Raw genomic sequence first — 18,769 nt, forward strand, 5'->3', positions numbered from 1 at the left:
AAATCCTCCTCAATATTTAACATATATAATAGTTATAATATTCTGTATATTCATCGAATTACCTCTTTAAATGTTCAATTTATCGAACAGAAAAATAATATTAGTAGTTTTTATTCCTTACTTAAAAGATTACATGCTGCATTCAGAAACATGTTAACTCCAATAACAAGGGATTCTTCATCGATTGTAAACCTTGGATGATGGTGTGGAAACGTACTTTCACTATCCACTGATCCTGAACCAATTTTAAAAAAGCAACCGTCCGTTTTTTGTAAAAAAGCAGAAAAGTCTTCCCCTCCCATAGATGGTTTGATATACGAAATAGATTCATTGCCATATTCTTCAATTGCTGTTTGTTCTACTACTTTTGTGACATCATCATGATTAATAACTGGTCTGTACCCATAACGGTAATGACAAGAATAGCTTGCTCCATGGGCCTCGCAAATTCCTTTTACAATTTGTTCTATTCGCACCTCAGCATCATATCGCAATTTTTCGTCAAAGCAACGGACGGTTCCAACAATTTCAGCAATTTCGGGAATGATATTATCAGCCGTTCCTGCGTGAAATTGGGTAACAGACAGAACCCTTTGCGCAAATGCATCAGTTTTCCGCGAAACAATATGCTGTAAATTCGTTATAATTTGCGCCCCAATTGCAATACTGTCCACAGTATCTTCTGGATGCGCGGCATGTCCGCCTTTGCCTTTTATTGTAATATGGAATGCATCAGGGGCTGCCATCATAGGTCCGTAAACGATACCGATTTTGCCTACTTCCAAACCGGACATGAGATGCAAGCCAATCACATAGTCTACTCCATTCATAACTCCCGCTTGCACCATTTCCTCCGCTCCACCCGGATATTGTTCCTCGGCGTGCTGGAACAGGAAACGGATTTCTCCACTAATCTCATTTTTATGCTTTGCCAAGATTTCAGCCGCTCCAAGTAAAATGGCCGTATGCCCGTCATGGCCGCAAGCATGCATCACACCCGGGACTGTTGAAGCGAATTCAAATCTGTTTTCTTCAACAATCGGCAGGGCATCCATATCGGCGCGAATAGCCAGCGTTTTACCAGGCTTTCCACCAACTAGTCTTGCCATCACACTATATTTCGTCGGACGTGAGAGCTCCAGATTTCCAAATGATTGCAATGTATCAAATACAAATTGAGAAGTTTTTTCCTCTTGAAATGAAAGCTCTGGATATTTGTGTAGATGTCTTCTCCACTGCACTAGCTTTTCTTTTGAAATCTCTGCTTTAAATTCTACATTTTCTAAGGATTTCACTTAAACCACTCCCTTGCTAGTATTCAATTGTTAATTTCTCTTTCGTACAAATAATCCCTTCCTAATTTAAGTAAATATATTTTTTAAAAATACAGCCTAAGATGAGGAATTTCCTGCTAGATATAGAATATATAAAGTAAGATATTTTCAAGTGGGAGGGATCATTATGCAAAAACCGAATGCGTTAAAAACAGGAGATTCAGTGATGATAATTGCACCATCAAGTCCACCAAACATTGAAAATGTAATGAAGATGAAGCTAAAAATTGAACAAGCCGGCCTCAATGTCCTTATAGGAAAAGGTGTAACTGAAAAACGAGGCTACCTTGCAGGAAGTGATGCAAATAGAGTATCGGACTTACATGATGCCTTCTCTGACTCTGAAGTAAAGGCGGTACTGTGTGCAACCGGAGGATATGGAAGCGGAAGATTGCTACAAGACATAGACTTCGAGCTCATCAAAAACAATCCGAAAATCTTTTGGGGATACAGTGACATTACTGCTCTGCATATTGCTTTGCAACAAAAAGCAAATCTAGTAACGTTCCATGGGCCTATGATGCAAGAGTGTGGTGTAGATACTGTCCCACCAAAGACATTAGCGTCTTTCAAGCAATTATTAGAACCGCTCAGTCTGACCTTCACCGCTTCTGAAGTAGATACATACCCTGCATTTTCACATTCTGTCACTGCCCCGATGACCGGTGGCAATCTAACAGTTTTAACAAGCACTATCGGTACACCATATGAAGTGGATACAAAAGGAAAGATTTTATTTATTGAAGATATTCAAGAAGAACCCTACCGTATTGATCGCATGATTAATCAATTACGATTAGCAAATAAGCTTCAAGAATGTAAAGGGATTATCTTGGGAAATTTCAATGATTGCGGACCGAAAAAACGCCAAAACTCCCTAACTATAGCGGACATTGTAAATGATCTTATCGTCCCGCTTGGATTGCCTGTTTTAAGCGGATTTCTTATCGGTCATTGTTCACCAAATTATGGTGTTCCCTTTGGAGTCCCTGTCACGATGAACGGTGCCGATCAATCGATTTCATTTGAACCCGGAATTCAAATGAAAGAGTGTCGACCACAAAAGTGAACATTTAATATTCATGTGTTGTACTATTTTTATAGATTGTAAATCCCACCTGCTCACCCAGGTGGGATAACAAAAACAAGCTGAACGATAGGAAAGCACCAGATATCATAATTTACAAAGGACCATCTGAAACTATTTCTAACTACCCATATTAACTAGAATACTTTAAACTTCAAATACTGCTCCTATCGTAAGTATTAACAAGTGTGATAGTTTAAAAATTTCGTTATACATTAAATCGATACCCCGCACCCCAAACTGTTTCCAAAAACTTAGGGTTCGTAGGATCTCTTTCTATCTTTTCACGTAGTCTACTAATATGGACGGTTACAGTTGAAACGTCTGCAGCTGATTCGAGGCCCCAAACTTTTTCATAGAGCTGTTCTTTACTTAAAACTTGGTTTGGGTTCATTACAAAAAATACCATTAAATCAAATTCTTTAGTCGTAAATGGTACTTCTACTTCGTTAATAAAAACTTTACGAGCTGAACGATCGATTGATATTCCATGAACAAAAATTGTTTTTGAAACGGTATTGTTCCCTGCCAGCCTTTCATATCGGGATAAATGTGCCTTTACTCTTGCAACTAGTTCACTTGGGCTAAATGGCTTTGTAATGTAATCGTCCGCACCTAAACCAAGGCCTCTAATTTTATCAATATCCTCTTTTTTAGCAGATACAAATAAAATAGGAATATTTTTTACTGCACGTATTTCTTTACAGATTTCAAAACCATTTTTTCCTGGCAGCATAATATCCAATATAATTAAATCGTAATTACCTTTTAGTGCATGTCGAAGGCCCTCATCGCCAATATGTTGAATATCTACACGAAAATCATTTATTTCTAAATAATCTCTTTGTAATTCTGCAATGCTTATATCATCTTCAATCAGTAATATTTCTTTCAATTTCTCTCACCTTTCTTTAAGGAAAAGAAAATACTTGTCCCTTTATCTATCTCGCTAGCTGCCCAGATTTTCCCTCCATGCTCTTCAACAATTTGTTTTGCAATTGCTAGTCCTAAACCACTACCTCCAGTTTGCGAATTTCTTGATTGTTCTGCACGGTAAAATCGTTCAAAAATAAATGGTAAAGCTGTAGAATCAATACCTTGACCATTATCTGTTACTTCAACAATTACTTCATTTAACTGTTCATTTAATGAAAATGAAATTTTCTTTTCTTCTTTGTTCATATATTTCACACAATTGCTTACTAAGTTTGACAACACTCTTTTTAATTTTTCTCGATCCGCTGTAACATTGATTGATTCATTTGCCTGACTAAATTCTATTTTGATGCCTTGCTGCAGTAAATCCAAATAAATTTCATCTATATAGCTTCCTATATATTTATTCATTTCGATATTTTCAAAGTGAAATGGTTCCTTCTTTAAATCCAATTTAGAAAATAAGAACAATTCATCGATTAATGAATCCATATCCTTTGCTTTAGAGTAAACTGTTGATAAATATTTTTCCATTTTCTCAGGAGTATTAGCTACCCCATCTTTTATCCCTTCCACATATCCAATTATTGAAGTAATCGGTGTTTTCAAATCATGCGAAATATTGGACAATAGCTCTTTACGATTTTCCTCATATTGTATTTGGAGATTGATCGATTCTTTTAATTTGATTCTCATTTCCTCAAAAGCTTTATTTAATACACCGATTTCATCATTTGAACTTGTATCAATTTCAAAATTCAAATCTCCAACTTTAATTTTTTCTGCACCATTTTTAAGTTTTGAGATTGGCTTAATAATACTTCGGGAAACTAAATAGTTTAGCATTCCGATGATTATGATAAATAAAAAAAGCAATAAACCTAGTAAAATTGGAAAAAGATTACGAATAACCTCGGCATATGAACTTGCCTTCTTTAAGACAAAAATACTCCCTTGGCTTTGATTTGGAAAATAAAAATCAAATTTCACATACGTAAAAAACAAATCATTAATTTTAATCGTATCGCGTGTATTAATATTCGTTTCCTCAAACCCAGGTAGCGCTTTTCCCAACACTTTTTTATCTAATGACGGGGAAGCGTACTCAATATGTTTTCCATTTCGAACTACAATAAAAATATTCTTATGCTCTATACTTTTAAGTTCCTTCTTATTAAGTAACTGCTGAGGATTATGTTTAGCAAGTAGCTTCAAATCAAGAAACACACTTTCCTCTACTGTAGTCAAAGGTTTTTGTACATAAGTCTTTTTGTAAAGATTTTCTACTGACTTTACATCTCCTGTTATTGCAAAAATTATTAAAAAACCTGCTGCTAATAATAATGTGATTGAAAAAAGAATCACCCCAATATAAGACAACAGAAACCTCATTTTAATTGACATTTCTTTCACTCGCTCGGTAATAAAATTTTATTTAAATATCTTTATTCTTAGCATGCAATCTACTTTCGTAAACTACACTTCTAAAAATAAAAGATTGTTTTCAATTGAAATTAAGTGAACTATATCATATAAATCTTAAAAAAGTGTAAAATTTGTGTGAAATAAGTCTAAACAACAAATAATTCATAAAATAGTTAGAAAATCATCAAATTATTAGTTTCATTTGTATGTAAGATAGATTGAAAGGAGGTGGATTATGAAAAATCAAAAAGAACGATATGAATCAAATGATCTAAGGATTTATCAAAGATTAAATGATAGGAGCAGGCTTTCTGATGAAGATTTAGCATACTTTTCTTATCTAGAAAAAGGTTTCAAGGGTGAAAAAAAATTTGATGAATGGACTTCAAAACTATCAGATAACTGGCTTTTCCTTAACGATTTATTGTTCGAATGTAACAAATCCGAATTTCAAATTGATTCGATTGGTATAAACGGAGAAACAATCTATTTATTTGAAGTAAAAAATTTTGAAGGAGATTATTATATAGAAGGGGATCAATGGTATAAAACATCAAAAACCGAAATAAAAAATCCTTACGAACAACTTAATAGAACCGAATCCATGTTACGAAAATTACTTAATGAACACAAGATCAATTTCAAAATAAAACCTCATTTAGTTTTTGTAAACTACGATTTTTTTTTATACAATGCCCCTATGAACCTACCCATTATTTTTCCATCACAATTAAATCGCTTAATAAACGAATTAAACCTGCAACGTTTCAAATTAAATGTTAATCATTTTCATCTCGCCGAAGTATTTTTATCACTTCATAAATCAGAGTCTAAGTACAAACAATTTCCAAATTATCAATATGAACAGCTATTAAAAGGCATTATTTGTATTAACTGTAATACGTATATTACTGAAGTTAAAAAAGGGAAACTTGTATGCCAAGCCTGTGGCTATATAGAAGACCTGTCTAATGGAATATTAAGAAGTGTTGAAGAACTTAAATTTCTCTTTCCAAATAGAAAAATAACAACTAATGCGGTTTATGAGTGGTGTGGAATTTATAAATCAAAAAAAGGGATTTGGAAAGTACTTCGTGAAAATTTCACTAAGAATGGACATGGAAAATATAGTTATTTTGATTAGTGACTTTAGCTTGTACTCATTTTTATGAGTGCATTTTTTTATTTTAGCTACTTTTTATCCCTTGATGGGTGGATATTTCTTTATTTTTGTTTAATTTACTAACTCATAGCCCTTTATGAGTTAGTATCTTTGTATTTTTTGCTATTTTACTTACTCTTGAACCCCTTATGAATAACCAAATTTCAACTTTTTGCTATTTTACTTACTCATGAACTCCTTATGAGTAACCACATTTCATCTTTTTGCGTTTTTACTTACTCATGAACTCCTTATGGGTAACCATTTTTCTTATTTTTGCTATTTTACTTACTCATGAACTCCTTATGAGTAACCATTTTTCATTTTTTTGCGTTTTTACTTACTCATGAACTCCTTATGAGTAACCATTTTTCTTATTTTTGCTATTTTACTTTCTTATGAACGCCTTATGAGTAAGCATATTTCTTATTTTTGCTATTTTACTTACTCATGAACTCCTTATGAGTAACCAGATTTCATCTTTTTGCTATTTTATTTACTCATGAACTCCTTATGAGTAACCATTTTTCATCTTTTTGCTATTTTACTTACTCATGAACTCCTTATGAGTAACCACATTTCATCTTTTTGCGTTTTTACTTACTCATGAACTCCTTATGGGTAACCATTTTTCTTATTTTTGCTATTTTACTTACTCATGAACTCCTTATGAGTAACCATTTTTCATTTTTTTGCGTTTTTACTTACTCATGAGCTCCTTATGAGTAATCATTTTTCATCTTTTTGCTATTTTACTTACTCATGTACTCCTTATGAGTACAAAAAAAACCACCAGCATAAAAGCTAGTGGCCAAAATCTACAAAACTTACCCTAATGGTTTAATATAATCATCAATCGTTTTCCCTTTGTATTTTGTAACTGGTTTTATTTTTCCAGATACGTCAGGGTTTTGTATTAGATAGTTTCTCTTAACATAATCAAGATCTTTCGCATCAACTTTTCCATCAAAATTGATATCTGCATTTCGATCATTTGTATTTAGTTTGCTGGTGATATAGACTGCATCTAGTATATCAATGACGTTATCATTGTTGACATCTCCAGCTCTCATCGTAGCATAGTAGAAATACTTTAATTTTCCAGCATCCATTGCATCATATGAATCTACCATTTCATTAACATTTACATGTCTTTCGAAATGACCTGGTATTTTGATAACAATTTCGTAAGATTGATCTAGTAATGGTAGATTAGGTACTGAGAATCTAGCAGCACTGTTGATGGTTGCATCATAACGTTTCCCATCAGTTCCACCAATTACATACACTTCTGCTCCTACTTTTGAATAATCCTTTTTAGGATCTAACCAAATCGAATTACTAGGTACAAATCCATCTGGTAGGAATCCGCCTTCAAGAATTGAATAAGATGGAATGATATTAACTCCTTGTCCAAATTTATTGTTTATTGTCATTTGTGGTTGACCTAAAATATTCGCTTTAGCAGTTTGGAATCCTAATTGTTGAACCCATTTTGTATATACGCTTGGTTTATCTTTAACTTTTAACGTAATCGTAGCTACTGGCATATTTGCATTGATTCCAGTTGTAGGAGTAGGTCCATCTAAACTTGTCGTTAATTTTATCCAATTGTTTGATGTATCTGTTTTTTGATCTTGAGCTGTAAGGTTTGCAGTTAACCCTAAAGCTTTTGCTGCATTAACATATTCGCTACTTATTTCTGTGCTTTGGTATTCAAATACATCTTTTGGATAAGTAAGTGTAAACTCACCACCCATTAGATTTTTAAGATTATGTTCACTTAAAGTTACTTTAATAGTATCACCGTATTTCGCGTCAAACTTATCAGTTGTTAATTTAATGTAAGGTTGTCCCTTTTTAACCAAAGTGTATGTCTGACTAGGGTGATTTTGAATTCCGTTTGTTGCAATGTCTTGTCCTAATAATGTCATTGTTGAGAAATTTTTCTCTGCTTGGATTTTTCTTGTGTATTCAAAGTTTCCATTACGATCAACGACTAATGGTACATTACCAATAGGATTTTGTGCACCCGTTACTTTAACTGTATTTTTTGATTGGTCAATATTATCACCATTTTTGTTTATTTGATCAATACTTGAATCTGAAATATTACCTGTAATTTTTAGACCTGTATCATCTACTTCATAAACTCCACCTGGAATATTCATTTTCATCGTTGGTAGCGTATTATCAATGACAATTTGCTGAGATTTTTTAAATATTTTCCCTTCTTCGTTTGTTCCAACAATTTCAATCTCATATCTTCCTGGAGAAGCAAGTGCCTTTGTAATATGAACTGGTTGGTCAGGATTTCCTGTAAACGGGAAGTAAAGACCATTAAATCCAGCATCTAAACCATATGTCATACCTTCATTATATCCACCATCAAATGAGTCAATGATTCCCAATTGCTCGCCAGTGTCGGCATTCTTTAATATTACATCAACTGTCTCCATACGACTGTTTAGAGAGAATGCAATTCCAGTAGATCCTGAGATAGGGAATGGTAAATCTCTTCTTGTATTAAAAGCTTTTGTTGTTAAAAGAACGTCTTTTATCCCTTGTTCCATCTTATGTAGGGCGAATGGAATTTGATAAACTTCATTGCTATCTTCTTTATTTGTAAACGTAATGTATCCCTCATAAATTCCTAATTCAGCTGTTTTTGGAACAGTAAGATTTGGTTTGATTTTTGACATGCCGTGTACTTTAGCTCTAACTTCAGATGGCACGTCTAAAGAAATGCCATTTTTTACTGCGTCCTTATCATAACTTTCAACATTATTAAATTGAACTTTTACATCAAACACTTTTTCTTCATCTGAATTGTTTGTCAGTTCAATTGTCTTTTTGTCTGTATAATCCTCATCTGTCGATACAATGGCACCATAGCTTAGGTCCCCAGCTGTTTCTGGGATCATCATCTTATTGCCATTTTCATCAAGTGTTGGTGCATCATCCTTCACACCAATTTGAATTGATGAATGTACAGCCTCATCTGCATCAATTCTTCCCGATCCTTCTTCAAAAACACTATAGTTTCCGTTTAACGCATCTGCTGAATTCATTAAGGCTAACTTAACTTGCTCTGGGGTATAGTCAGGATGAGCTTGTAAAATTAAAGCAGCAGAACCAGTAACATGTGGCGCAGCCATAGAAGTACCATCAAATCTCGCATATGCATGTTCGTAGTCATCTTTATGAGCTACTCCGTTGTAATAAGCAGGGATTGAAGAAAATACTGCAACACCAGGTGCAGTGACCTCTGGCTTAATGTCATAATACCTTCTTGCTGGTCCTTTTGAACTAAAGTCAGCTAATTTATCACCATCAGTATCAAAAGATCCAAAATCATTCATCGTTACGTTAACATTACCTTTAGATAACATATTGACAAGTTTTGTACCTTGATCATTTGGAATACTAAAGGTTGGAATAAAGTCAAAATTATTTCCGAAATAATAAGGAATATACGTCTCTCCATCAATATTATTGAATATGATTACTGCCTTGGCACCATTTGCCTTTGCATTCTTAATTTTTACATTCAAAGTTAAATCGCCACGCTCAATCAGTACAATCTTGTCCTTCACGTTTTTACCATTGTAATCTGCAACTTGACCTTTACCTACGAAAACAATTGGAAGATTTGATCCCTTCAACGTATTTAGATTAGTATAATCTGAACCCATCATTCTCATATTGTCTAATTTAGCGGTTTCAGTTGCTGAAGTTGCGACTGCATTACTAGTTTGGATTGTAATAGGCGAGCTACTTGCGCCAACTGTAATACCAAGCGCAGATGAAGCTGGACTACCAATCGTATACTGGTTAGGTCCAGCATTACCAGCTGCAAGAACACAAACCGTACCTGCTAATGTAGCATTATTGATCGCAACCGCCAATGGATCAAGTGGGTTAGCAACAGGTGCCCCTAACGATAAGTTAATGACATCCATCTTATCCTCTACAGCTTTTTCAATTCCTGCAAGTATTGTATTCGATGATCCAGTACCATATGGCCCAAGAACTTTATAGCCATAAAGCTCTACTTCTGGTGCTACACCTGTTATGGCAAAATCGGATTTATTTTTACCCGTTCCCGCAATAATACCTGATACATGTGTTCCATGTGCCGTATACCAAGGTTCACCTGAAGTTGGATTTAATTCGGGTTGTCCAGATTTTTTCCAATCATCATAAGTTGACTCCATAGGATCCGAATCGTTATTTACTAAATCATATCCGCCTTTATACACATCTTTTATATCAGGATGAGTATAATCAATACCTGTATCAATGACACCTACTTTAATCCCTTTACCAGTAATACCTTCTTTATGTAGCTTTTCAGCACCGATTTGTTCCATATTATTTAATTTAATCGAAGCGTTGTTTGTTGGCTCACCATTTTGTTCTACGAAAGGTTCCACCGTAATTTCTCGATCTTCATAAACAGCATTTACTGTATCTAATGTTAAAAGTTCTTTTACCTCATTAGCAGGTAGCGTCATTGCAACACCATTGAAGATACTCTTGTATTCTCTTTTAATACCAATCGATTTTAATTTTTCATTTTCATTTAATTGTTTTTTAAATTTTTTATGAGATTCCACTACCCTATCTATTGAATCCTGCTTAGAAGCATTAAGGCCGCTCTTTTGATTGATTTTAAAATCAATTTCTGATGGAGCTTGTTTAAACTGAACAATTACATTTAAAGGAGTATCTACATTTAAATCTACGTCAGGTGAGATTTTTAGACCTTCAGCATTATTATTTTCCTGCATGCTGTGAATCATTTCTCGATCTGCATTGGAAATATTTTTGATATAACTATCAATATCCTTAATACTAGTATTTGAGCCAGAAGAGTTTGTCACTGCGAATGTTTTATGACCAGAAATTAAACTAGCTGAAAACAAGCTAGAAGTGATTACTCCAGCAGTCATTACCTTTACGATTTTTTTGTTTTTATGCTTATTCATCTGCATTCTCCTTTTTGCACTTTTCTGAAAAATCTTACAATTAATATTATAATCAGACAAATTCATAAAGTGTATTGGGGGAATTTAAGATAAAATTCACATTTATTTTTCTACAAAAATTACAAATATTCCCAATAAATCTTGTTATTTTTCTAGTGTTCATATCTATAATTTAGTAAATGAAAAACATTTACATTTTATACTTATCTATTAAGTAAAATCAGATTATTCTTTTAAATTTTTAACCTAGTTTTTATTATTTTCATTTTTAATGCTTTTTGGAAATAAAAAGGGAAAAAAATCACAAAAAGATAGTTTTTGTTGTTTTTTGTAAGGTTTTTTCGACTAAAAATTGTGGGATTTGTAGGAATTCATTTCAAAATACAGGAAATTATATTAAAACATAAAAAAAAGTTATACTCCTTGTTGAAGTATAGCTTCATAAATTTGCTCTCAATCTCTCTAAAATCTGTTTAATGCACTTTTAATTTCTTCTATTGTTGTTTCATTCGGATTTTGTTTAGACGTTTTTTCAGTTTTTTCAGTTGGACTTTTTACCTAATAGAGAGATGCGTTACATTGCATTATCATTTATTAATGAAAGAGGATTCGATCATATTTGATTTCCTTTACTAAGTGTTTCCCCATCTTTTTCAATAGGAATATAGCATATTACCATACCACCTATCGTTTTTTCATTTGGAATATTAAAATGAATCATCGTTTTTGCACTTTTCCAAACATCAATTGTTGTTGGTAATGCAACAAGATCATCCTGCCGATCGTAATTTCCTGCTATTATTCCGCTGTTTTCATTCTTTATACCATCAAACGTACACAACTCTACTCCAGTATAATCTGTTTTGAATGTTACATTGTAATAAGTATTTTTTTTATCTTTCCATCTCTCTATTCTCAAAATCATGATTTTTTGTATTCGTTAACAACATCATCCATGTGTTCAATAGTTGATTCTTTTTTTGCAATTGCTTCATTATTAATTTTGAATTTATATTCACCAGATGCTTTATAACCATCCATTTCGACAATATAAATACCGCTTCTTTGTATTTTAAATGAACCTTGATATTTTGCTTTCTTTTTATTTGATGTTGTGAAAACAATATCTCTCGTTTTTTTATTATAGACAATTAAATCTACATAGCCTTTTTTGACAACAAAAGAATAATCAATATAGTACACTTCTCCTTTATGTGCACTAAATGAAGTTAATTTATCATAATCATCCAATTCAAAATAGTTGCCATTAGATGATGGAATTGCACAACTTGACAATAATACACACATTAAACTTATACACACAATAAACATCTTCATTCTCATTTTCGATCCCCTTTGTTAAATGACTAACTTAATAGTCACATAAGCACAAAGAGTTGAAAAGCATAATTCTACTAATTTAATTCCCTCACGTTTCTTCCACTAATTCAGTTACATCATCATTAATTTCTTTTTCAATTTTTATCTCCTCTTCAATTACCTTTTTTTCATCAAGACTATCTGCTTTTTTTAACATTTCAGCAAAATCATCAGATGGTCTTATATATTCTTGACTGTTTTTATCGTATTCAAATTTTGATTGATATACGGCTATAAATTCGTAAAAATCAAAGCCAGTATTAAAATAAGACTCGCTTGATAAAAAGGCAACAAATTCATCACCTTTTACCGATGGTCTATGACCGTCTGGTATTACCAAAAAAGTTTCGTCCAAATCCTTTTCAGTTAAATTTGGAAATTTATCTTTCATTCCAAGCTGTTTTGCAGAAATATATCCACCTTGCTCTAAAATTGTTATTTTCTTACCCTCTAAAGATGAATCTCCCTTTAATACATGATTAACTTTAAACGATAATTTCGTTAATGGATTACCAATATCAGTAGCTTTATCTATGTTTACATAATTCTCAGTAGACAACACTACACCCTCAACGGCCAATTCTGAGTCTTTCATTAATTGGTTAACATCATTGTACGTAACTGCAAAAGCAAGTTCAGAATTTACAACTTTTACTTTGTCCACAAATTCTTGATTGTTCTCATTAATAAGTTCATTTTCTATTGAATTATCAGTCTTAATGTCTTTTGATATTGAAGTAGTAGGTTCTTTTTTCTTACTTTGAGTTTGATTATTACATGCTGTTAAGAAGGAAATTGATAATATAATAAAAAATAATGATTTCATCTTCTTATTCATTTTTAATCCTCCGTTATTTATAAAGATAGTTGATCCCATTGAATTCATCTTTTCTAGGAAATTCGATTCCAATAGAATAAGCTAAGTCTGCACCAGGATCCATTAACTGCTTTGCAGCATGACTTAACCCAAATGCATGTCCAATTTCATGACTAATTGTTACTTGTTGATATTGAGGAAATTTTGACAATAAACTTTCGGATAATTCGATTTTTGACCAATACCAATTTTGTACAGACGGATTAACTTTTGTTTGATTTACAAAAAACATAGTTTGTCCTACAATACCTGTTCCAATTGATTTGACCTTATAAATATCAACCGTACTGGCACTTTTACTAGTTGTCTTCCTATATGAAATTGGTGTTGTAATTCCAGCATATTTTGTTGAATATATCCATCGATCAAATGAATTTGCTATTTTAGTAGAATACGTATTTGCCGATGAGTCCACCCAATAAAATTTTGTACTATTTCCGTAGTTTCCAATTCCAAAAGACATCTTGTGACCATTAAATGTGGTATAAGCTTTTGCGTTAATTGGAGTCATAAAAACAAACGTTATTCCTAATAATAAGGCTTTTTTTACAAATCTTTTCATAATACCCTCCACAAATAAATTTTTTTAACTTATTTTCCCTAGGACATCCTTTGAAATAGAGAACAGCAAAATGATTTCTATTCCTCTTAAATCTTACCAAAATTTAGCATTTATTTGTTTGGTGTATTGTGTCAAATTTACGAAATTCAGACTAGTTAAATCACTCTTTATATAGTGCTAATTACTAGTTTCTTCGGACATGAAATTATCAAAAAACTACAAAATACCTATAAAAACAAACCAATATAACGGTTTAACATGATAAAAAACCAGTTTACTAAATTATAAGAGAAAAACTTTATAGTGTTCTGAGATCTAATACCAATAAAAAAAGAAGAATTATATTTTCACTAACGATTTAAAAATTTGAAGAAAGATTAGTTAAAGAATAGAGAGCATGGATTTATTTTGAATATCTACAAAAACGCAAAAAAACCAATCAAATTGATTGGTCTCCAAAATTATCTAAGATTTCTTTTTAAAATTTTCCCGGTACTATTTTTAGGTAGTTCTTTTACAAAATAAATTTCCTTAGGAACTTTATAATAAACAAGTGCTTCTTTACAAAAATCAATGATCTCATTTTCAGAAATTGAATCATTTGAAACGACTAGATAAGCAGACACACTTTCACCTATTAATTGATTAGGTTTTCCGACTACCGCTGCTTCCAGAACATTAGGATGTTGATAAAGTCTCTCTTCTATTTCTCGAGGGTAAACATTAAATCCGTTCGTTATAATTACATCTTTTTTTCGATCTAATAAAAATAAATATCCATCTTTATCTTTTTTACCGAGATCACCGGTTTTAAACCAACCGTTAAAAAATGCTTTTTCAGTTTCTTCTATATTATTTAAATAACCACTCATCACATTCGGTCCAATCGCAACAACTTCTCCAACTTCGCCAGTTGGAACTTCTTCGCCATTTTCATTTACTATTCTTGTCTCAACACTAGGTAGATCAAGTCCAACTGATCCTGGTTTACAAATTCCACGATATGGATTAAAAGTAAGAACTGGAGCTGTTTCAGATAATCCATAGCCTTCTACAATTAGGACATTGTATTTTTCTTGAATTGACTGTAATAATTCGATTGGTATAGATGCCCCGCCAGAAATACATGCTCTTAAACTACTAAAATCGTTTGCTGTCGCACTTTTTAATTGATATAAATAATTATAAATCGTCGGTACCGCCGCAATTAAAGTAGCTTTTTCTTTTTTGATTACCTCAACCAATTCAGTTGGATTAAATTTCGGAATGATGATTGTTGATGCCCCATTTAACAAAATCATATTTACACATAATGTTAAGCAAAATGAATGAAACATTGGAAGGACGGCGATCATCTGATCATTTTCTCTTAATTCGATTAACTTGGAAAAATCATTTGCATTTTCAATTAAATTGAAATGAGACAACATTGCACCTTTCGGGTTACCAGTTGTTCCTGAAGTATATAAAATAACAGCCGTATCATCTTGTAGGATTTCAATTTCTTCTAATTGATTTTTTATTGTCACTGTCGGTTGTATTTCATCTATTAAAATAATATTTAATAATGTAGGGCACTGTTTTTTAACAATTTTAAGCTTTTTCTCCTGCTCACTAGTTGAAATTACAAGTTTAGTAGAAGAGTCTTTTAAAATATAGCTGAGTTCACTTTCCGTAAAAGCTGGATTTAATGGAATGACGATCGCACCTAGTCTTAAGATTGCTAAATAGGTTTGAACAAATTCAGGAGAATTTCCTAATAAAATCGCTATTTTATCTCCCTTTTCAATCTTATTTTCAACTAATAGTTGTGCTATGTTCTCACACGATGAAATGAGTTCTTCATAATTCGTTCTGCTTCCATCGTATCGATAAGCTATGTTTTTACCTTTATGATCCGCTACTTCTTTAATCATCCCAAATATATTCATTACTTTATCAATCCTTAGTTAATTTCATTGTGAGTATTTCATATAATTCTAGAAAAATGCAAAAGTTAGAAAGATAACTATCTAACATTTACTTAAACTCATCTATTTTGTTATATTCATCTTTAATTTTTTCTTTTTAATTCAGTAAAAGGACAGACTTTAGTCCCATTTCTTTATTATTCTATCAAACAAATAATCTTTAATGATATAATTTTTATACTACATAATCATATCATAATTAGCGAGAAGGTGAAAATGAATGGCACAACCAATGATCAATAATAAAACGAAAAAATCGTTAACAAGAATCGGTATTGTAATCGCACTAATCGGTACTAAGTTAAAGCTACTTTTACCGCTCTTAAAAGCTGCAAAATTTTTATCTTTTTTAAGCATGATATTGTATTTATTTGTATACGGATTTACTTTTGGATGGTATTTTGCTTTCGCTCTTGTTTACTTATTAATTTGTCATGAAGGCGGGCATTTAATTGCTGCGAAACAAAAGGGTCTACCAACTTCACCAGCATTTTTTATTCCATTTGTCGGAGCAGTGATTTCACTTAAAGAAATGCCAAAAGATGCTGTAACTGAATCTTATGTAGCGTTTGGTGGTCCGTTTTTAGGCTTAATTTCAGTTCTACCAGCAATTCCTCTCTATCATTACACACATAATGAATTTTTCGGATTAGTCATTGCTTTAGGCTGTATACTTAATTTGTTTAATTTAATTCCAATTTCTCCTCTAGATGGAGGGAGAATATTAAGTGTATTACCTCCAATATTTTGGTTTATCGGTATTATGATGATGCTAGTATTTTTATTTTATCAACCTAGTTTTCTCGCATTTTATATTATTATTTTAGGTATTACAACCTTCATTAAACGAATTCGAGAAGCTTACCAGTTAAAGGTAATTAAGGAAAAAATAAAACTATACGAACATACTATTAAACAATTTCAATTTGGGATCTTTAATGTCTATTCTGATCGAACGATTGTAAAACGTTTCTTTTTCCCGTTTTTTGAGGATAATAAGAAATTAGAATTAGAAATTCATAAGGAACGCCTTGAAATAAACTATCTAATTCGTTCCGTTCGTGCACGTTTACATGAACCAGACTTAGACTGGAGAATTTATATTGATGAAAAGATTCAAGAAATTAAGCATAAGAGGATTTCACCTTTACTAAAACAACAAGAAACGTTAGAAACTTACTATGTTTCTAGCAATCGTAAAAAATGGCAAATTTTTATTGCCTATATCATTTTAGCAAGTAGTTTAGCTTTACTTGGATTTTGGAGCTATGGGTTAATTGAACATGTTTTAGGTAGATAATAGAATAAAGAACCTATTTTGAAGTTAATTATTCAAGATAGGTTCTTTTATTTTAAATGCTCCCTTGATATTCGTGACTTTTTCCCATTTCCTTCGGGATTTGAAGTATTGTCTAGGGCATATAATATGCCGTTGTTATAGCTAAATGATAGTTTAGTTTTAAAAAGGAAAAGGAATTTAGTGGAAAAAAATGGAATATCTATAAAGATAGAACGATAACGAGCTTTTTAATACACATACATTTTGTGTAAATTTGAGTTTTGTCTAAATAACAATTAATAATGACAGGAGGTATGCGACTTTGTTTGGATATATAATTTTGGGATTTGTTATTTTTATGATTGCATTTGGTTTTTTTATGGAAAAGAAGTTTGGAACCGGCGCTCCAACTAAAAGTGATAATCAAACACTTAATGAAGAAATTGGGAGAAATACAACTAATCCTACTAGTCCAAATAATATTAATGGACCAAATTAAAAAGTTCTTCGCTAATAAGGAGGATACATGTTAAGGAGCAAATTAATTTCCGATTTGGTAAATAAAATTTTGTGCTTAAAAACAGATCATCCAATTCGAGTGGGAGTTAGTGGAATCACGGCATCTGGTAAGACAACAATTGCTAATGAAATCGCTGAGGAACTTAAAAACAGGAAAAAAAACGTGATTAGAACAAGTATAGATCATTTTCATAACCCGAGAGAAATTCGTTACAAACGAGGGAAGGAATCTGCTTTAGGATATTATGAGGATGCCCATGATTACGAGTCTTTTAAGCAAAAGCTTTTAAAACCTTTAGGTCCAAATGGCAACTTGCATTATCAAACAATTTCCTTTGACTTGCTCATGGATGAATATGTTAATTCAGATTTAAAAGTTGCAACAAATGATATGATTTTTATTATAGATGGAACCTTTTTATTTAAGAAGGAATTATGTAACCTGTACGATTTTAAAATATTCGTAGATACCGAATTTGATATTGCAAGAAAAAGAGGAGCTATCCGTGAAGAACAGGCATTTGGAAGCTATGATAAAGCCGAAGAAATGTTTATTAAAAGGTATCATGCAGCTTCGAAACTCTATTTGGAGCATCACTCACCTCAACTTAATGCCGATGTAATTATTAAAAATAATGATTTAAATAACCCGAGTTTTGTATATAAAAAATAAATTTTACTATGCGTTAACTAATAGAGCATTAGGAGGAGTTTTAATTGCAAATGTTTTTTAGCTATAATTGGTCGGTAAGAGAAGATTGGTATAGGTGGTGTGAAGAGTTAAGTGAAGAAGAACTACTGTTGACTCGTTCTGGTGGAATGGGAAGTATTTTACATACACTATTTCATATAGTTGATGTAGAGTGGAGCTGGATTCGTGTCTTACAAGGCAAATCTGATTTTCAGGAGAGTTTTAATGATTATAAAAGCTTAGATAAAATTCGAGAATTGGACGCGAAATTTCATATTGAAGTGAAAAATTTTGTAGACAGCTGGGATAATGAAATGGAAAATCGTTTATTTTACGATACCTTACCAGATGGAAGAACGGTGACGGATACTTGGGGGGAAATCATTAGACATACAATCGCTCATGAAATTCACCATATAGGTCAATTATCAATTTGGGCAAGGGAAATCGGGAAACAACCTGTTTCTGCAAATCTAATTGGACGGGGTCTCGTCAATTATTCGAATAAATAATTAACAAAGAATATAGTTTTAGAGTTTTAGTTTTATATATATGT

Annotated in this window: 15 protein-coding genes; 6 read left to right on the forward strand and 9 right to left on the reverse strand. The window is 32.1% G+C overall.

Translation table 11 applies throughout. The annotated features are described in order from the left end of the window. Positions 1-110: 110 nt before the first annotated feature. Positions 111-1,295 carry an amidohydrolase gene (locus BM319_RS04205; protein WP_069032529.1) on the reverse strand — a complete coding sequence of 395 codons (1,185 nt, stop codon included), beginning with the start codon at positions 1,293-1,295 and terminating at the stop codon, positions 111-113. A gap of 166 nt (positions 1,296-1,461) precedes the next feature. On the opposite strand from BM319_RS04205, the gene BM319_RS04210 reads away from it, so the two are divergent. Further along, the gene (locus BM319_RS04210; protein WP_069032528.1) at positions 1,462-2,403 is read left to right on the forward strand and encodes a S66 peptidase family protein; all 942 of its coding nucleotides are present in this window, start codon (positions 1,462-1,464) and stop codon (positions 2,401-2,403) included. Positions 2,404-2,629: 226 nt separating this feature from the next. Here the strand turns inward: BM319_RS04210 and BM319_RS04215 are convergent, their stop codons facing one another. Next, positions 2,630-3,316, reverse strand: a complete 687-nt coding sequence (locus BM319_RS04215; RefSeq protein WP_091021388.1) for a response regulator transcription factor — start codon at positions 3,314-3,316, stop codon at positions 2,630-2,632. After that, positions 3,313-4,761: a sensor histidine kinase gene (locus BM319_RS04220; RefSeq protein ID WP_069032526.1), complete on the reverse strand. Its 1,449-nt coding sequence runs from the start codon at positions 4,759-4,761 to the stop codon at positions 3,313-3,315. The genes BM319_RS04215 and BM319_RS04220 overlap by 4 nt, the downstream gene beginning before the upstream one ends. Positions 4,762-5,017: 256 nt before the next feature. Here BM319_RS04220 and BM319_RS04225 point away from each other — a divergent pair, with 256 nt between their 5' ends. Next, on the forward strand, positions 5,018-5,926 hold the full coding sequence (locus BM319_RS04225) for a nuclease-related domain-containing protein (protein ID WP_091021389.1): 909 nt from the start codon (positions 5,018-5,020) through the stop codon (positions 5,924-5,926). A gap of 845 nt (positions 5,927-6,771) precedes the next feature. On the opposite strand, the gene BM319_RS04230 is transcribed toward BM319_RS04225, so the two are convergent. The 6 genes from BM319_RS04230 to BM319_RS04255 form a co-directional block, all read right to left on the reverse strand. Beyond that, the gene (locus tag BM319_RS04230; RefSeq protein ID WP_175495548.1) at positions 6,772-10,935 is read right to left on the reverse strand and encodes a S8 family serine peptidase; all 4,164 of its coding nucleotides are present in this window, start codon (positions 10,933-10,935) and stop codon (positions 6,772-6,774) included. A gap of 613 nt (positions 10,936-11,548) precedes the next feature. Further along, positions 11,549-11,860, reverse strand: coding sequence for a hypothetical protein (locus BM319_RS04235; protein ID WP_069032523.1), 312 nt, complete (start codon positions 11,858-11,860; stop codon positions 11,549-11,551). Then, complete coding sequence (locus tag BM319_RS04240) at positions 11,857-12,279, reverse strand: hypothetical protein (RefSeq protein WP_091021391.1); 423 nt, start codon at positions 12,277-12,279, stop codon at positions 11,857-11,859. Before BM319_RS04240 ends, BM319_RS04235 begins: the two co-directional genes overlap by 4 nt. An 85-nt stretch (positions 12,280-12,364) precedes the next feature. After that, on the reverse strand, positions 12,365-13,153 hold the full coding sequence (locus tag BM319_RS04245; protein ID WP_139116333.1) for a hypothetical protein: 789 nt from the start codon (positions 13,151-13,153) through the stop codon (positions 12,365-12,367). A gap of 13 nt (positions 13,154-13,166) precedes the next feature. Further along, positions 13,167-13,754: a M10 family metallopeptidase domain-containing protein gene (locus BM319_RS04250; protein WP_069032521.1), complete on the reverse strand. Its 588-nt coding sequence runs from the start codon at positions 13,752-13,754 to the stop codon at positions 13,167-13,169. A 461-nt stretch (positions 13,755-14,215) separates the two neighbouring features. Further along, positions 14,216-15,685 (reverse strand): long-chain-fatty-acid--CoA ligase, encoded by a 1,470-nt coding sequence (locus BM319_RS04255; protein ID WP_025568466.1) that lies wholly within the window; start codon positions 15,683-15,685, stop codon positions 14,216-14,218. Positions 15,686-15,944: 259 nt separating this feature from the next. On the opposite strand from BM319_RS04255, the gene BM319_RS04260 reads away from it, so the two are divergent. From BM319_RS04260 to BM319_RS04270, 4 genes are all read left to right on the forward strand, one after another. Beyond that, on the forward strand, positions 15,945-17,024 hold the full coding sequence (locus BM319_RS04260; RefSeq protein WP_049813524.1) for a site-2 protease family protein: 1,080 nt from the start codon (positions 15,945-15,947) through the stop codon (positions 17,022-17,024). Between the two features lie 301 nt (positions 17,025-17,325). Then, a complete protein-coding gene (locus BM319_RS24550) occupies positions 17,326-17,502 on the forward strand; it encodes a hypothetical protein (protein ID WP_175403445.1) in 177 nt (58 codons plus the stop codon). A gap of 27 nt (positions 17,503-17,529) precedes the next feature. Then, positions 17,530-18,195 carry a nucleoside/nucleotide kinase family protein gene (locus BM319_RS04265; protein ID WP_069032520.1) on the forward strand — a complete coding sequence of 222 codons (666 nt, stop codon included), beginning with the start codon at positions 17,530-17,532 and terminating at the stop codon, positions 18,193-18,195. Positions 18,196-18,239: 44 nt separating this feature from the next. After that, positions 18,240-18,725, forward strand: a complete 486-nt coding sequence (locus BM319_RS04270; RefSeq protein ID WP_069032519.1) for a DinB family protein — start codon at positions 18,240-18,242, stop codon at positions 18,723-18,725. Positions 18,726-18,769: the final 44 nt, after the last annotated feature.

Source organism: Bacillus sp. UNCCL81, assembly GCF_900112535.1.
Taxonomy (GTDB): Bacteria; Bacillota; Bacilli; order Bacillales; family Bacillaceae_G; genus Gottfriedia; species Gottfriedia luciferensis_B.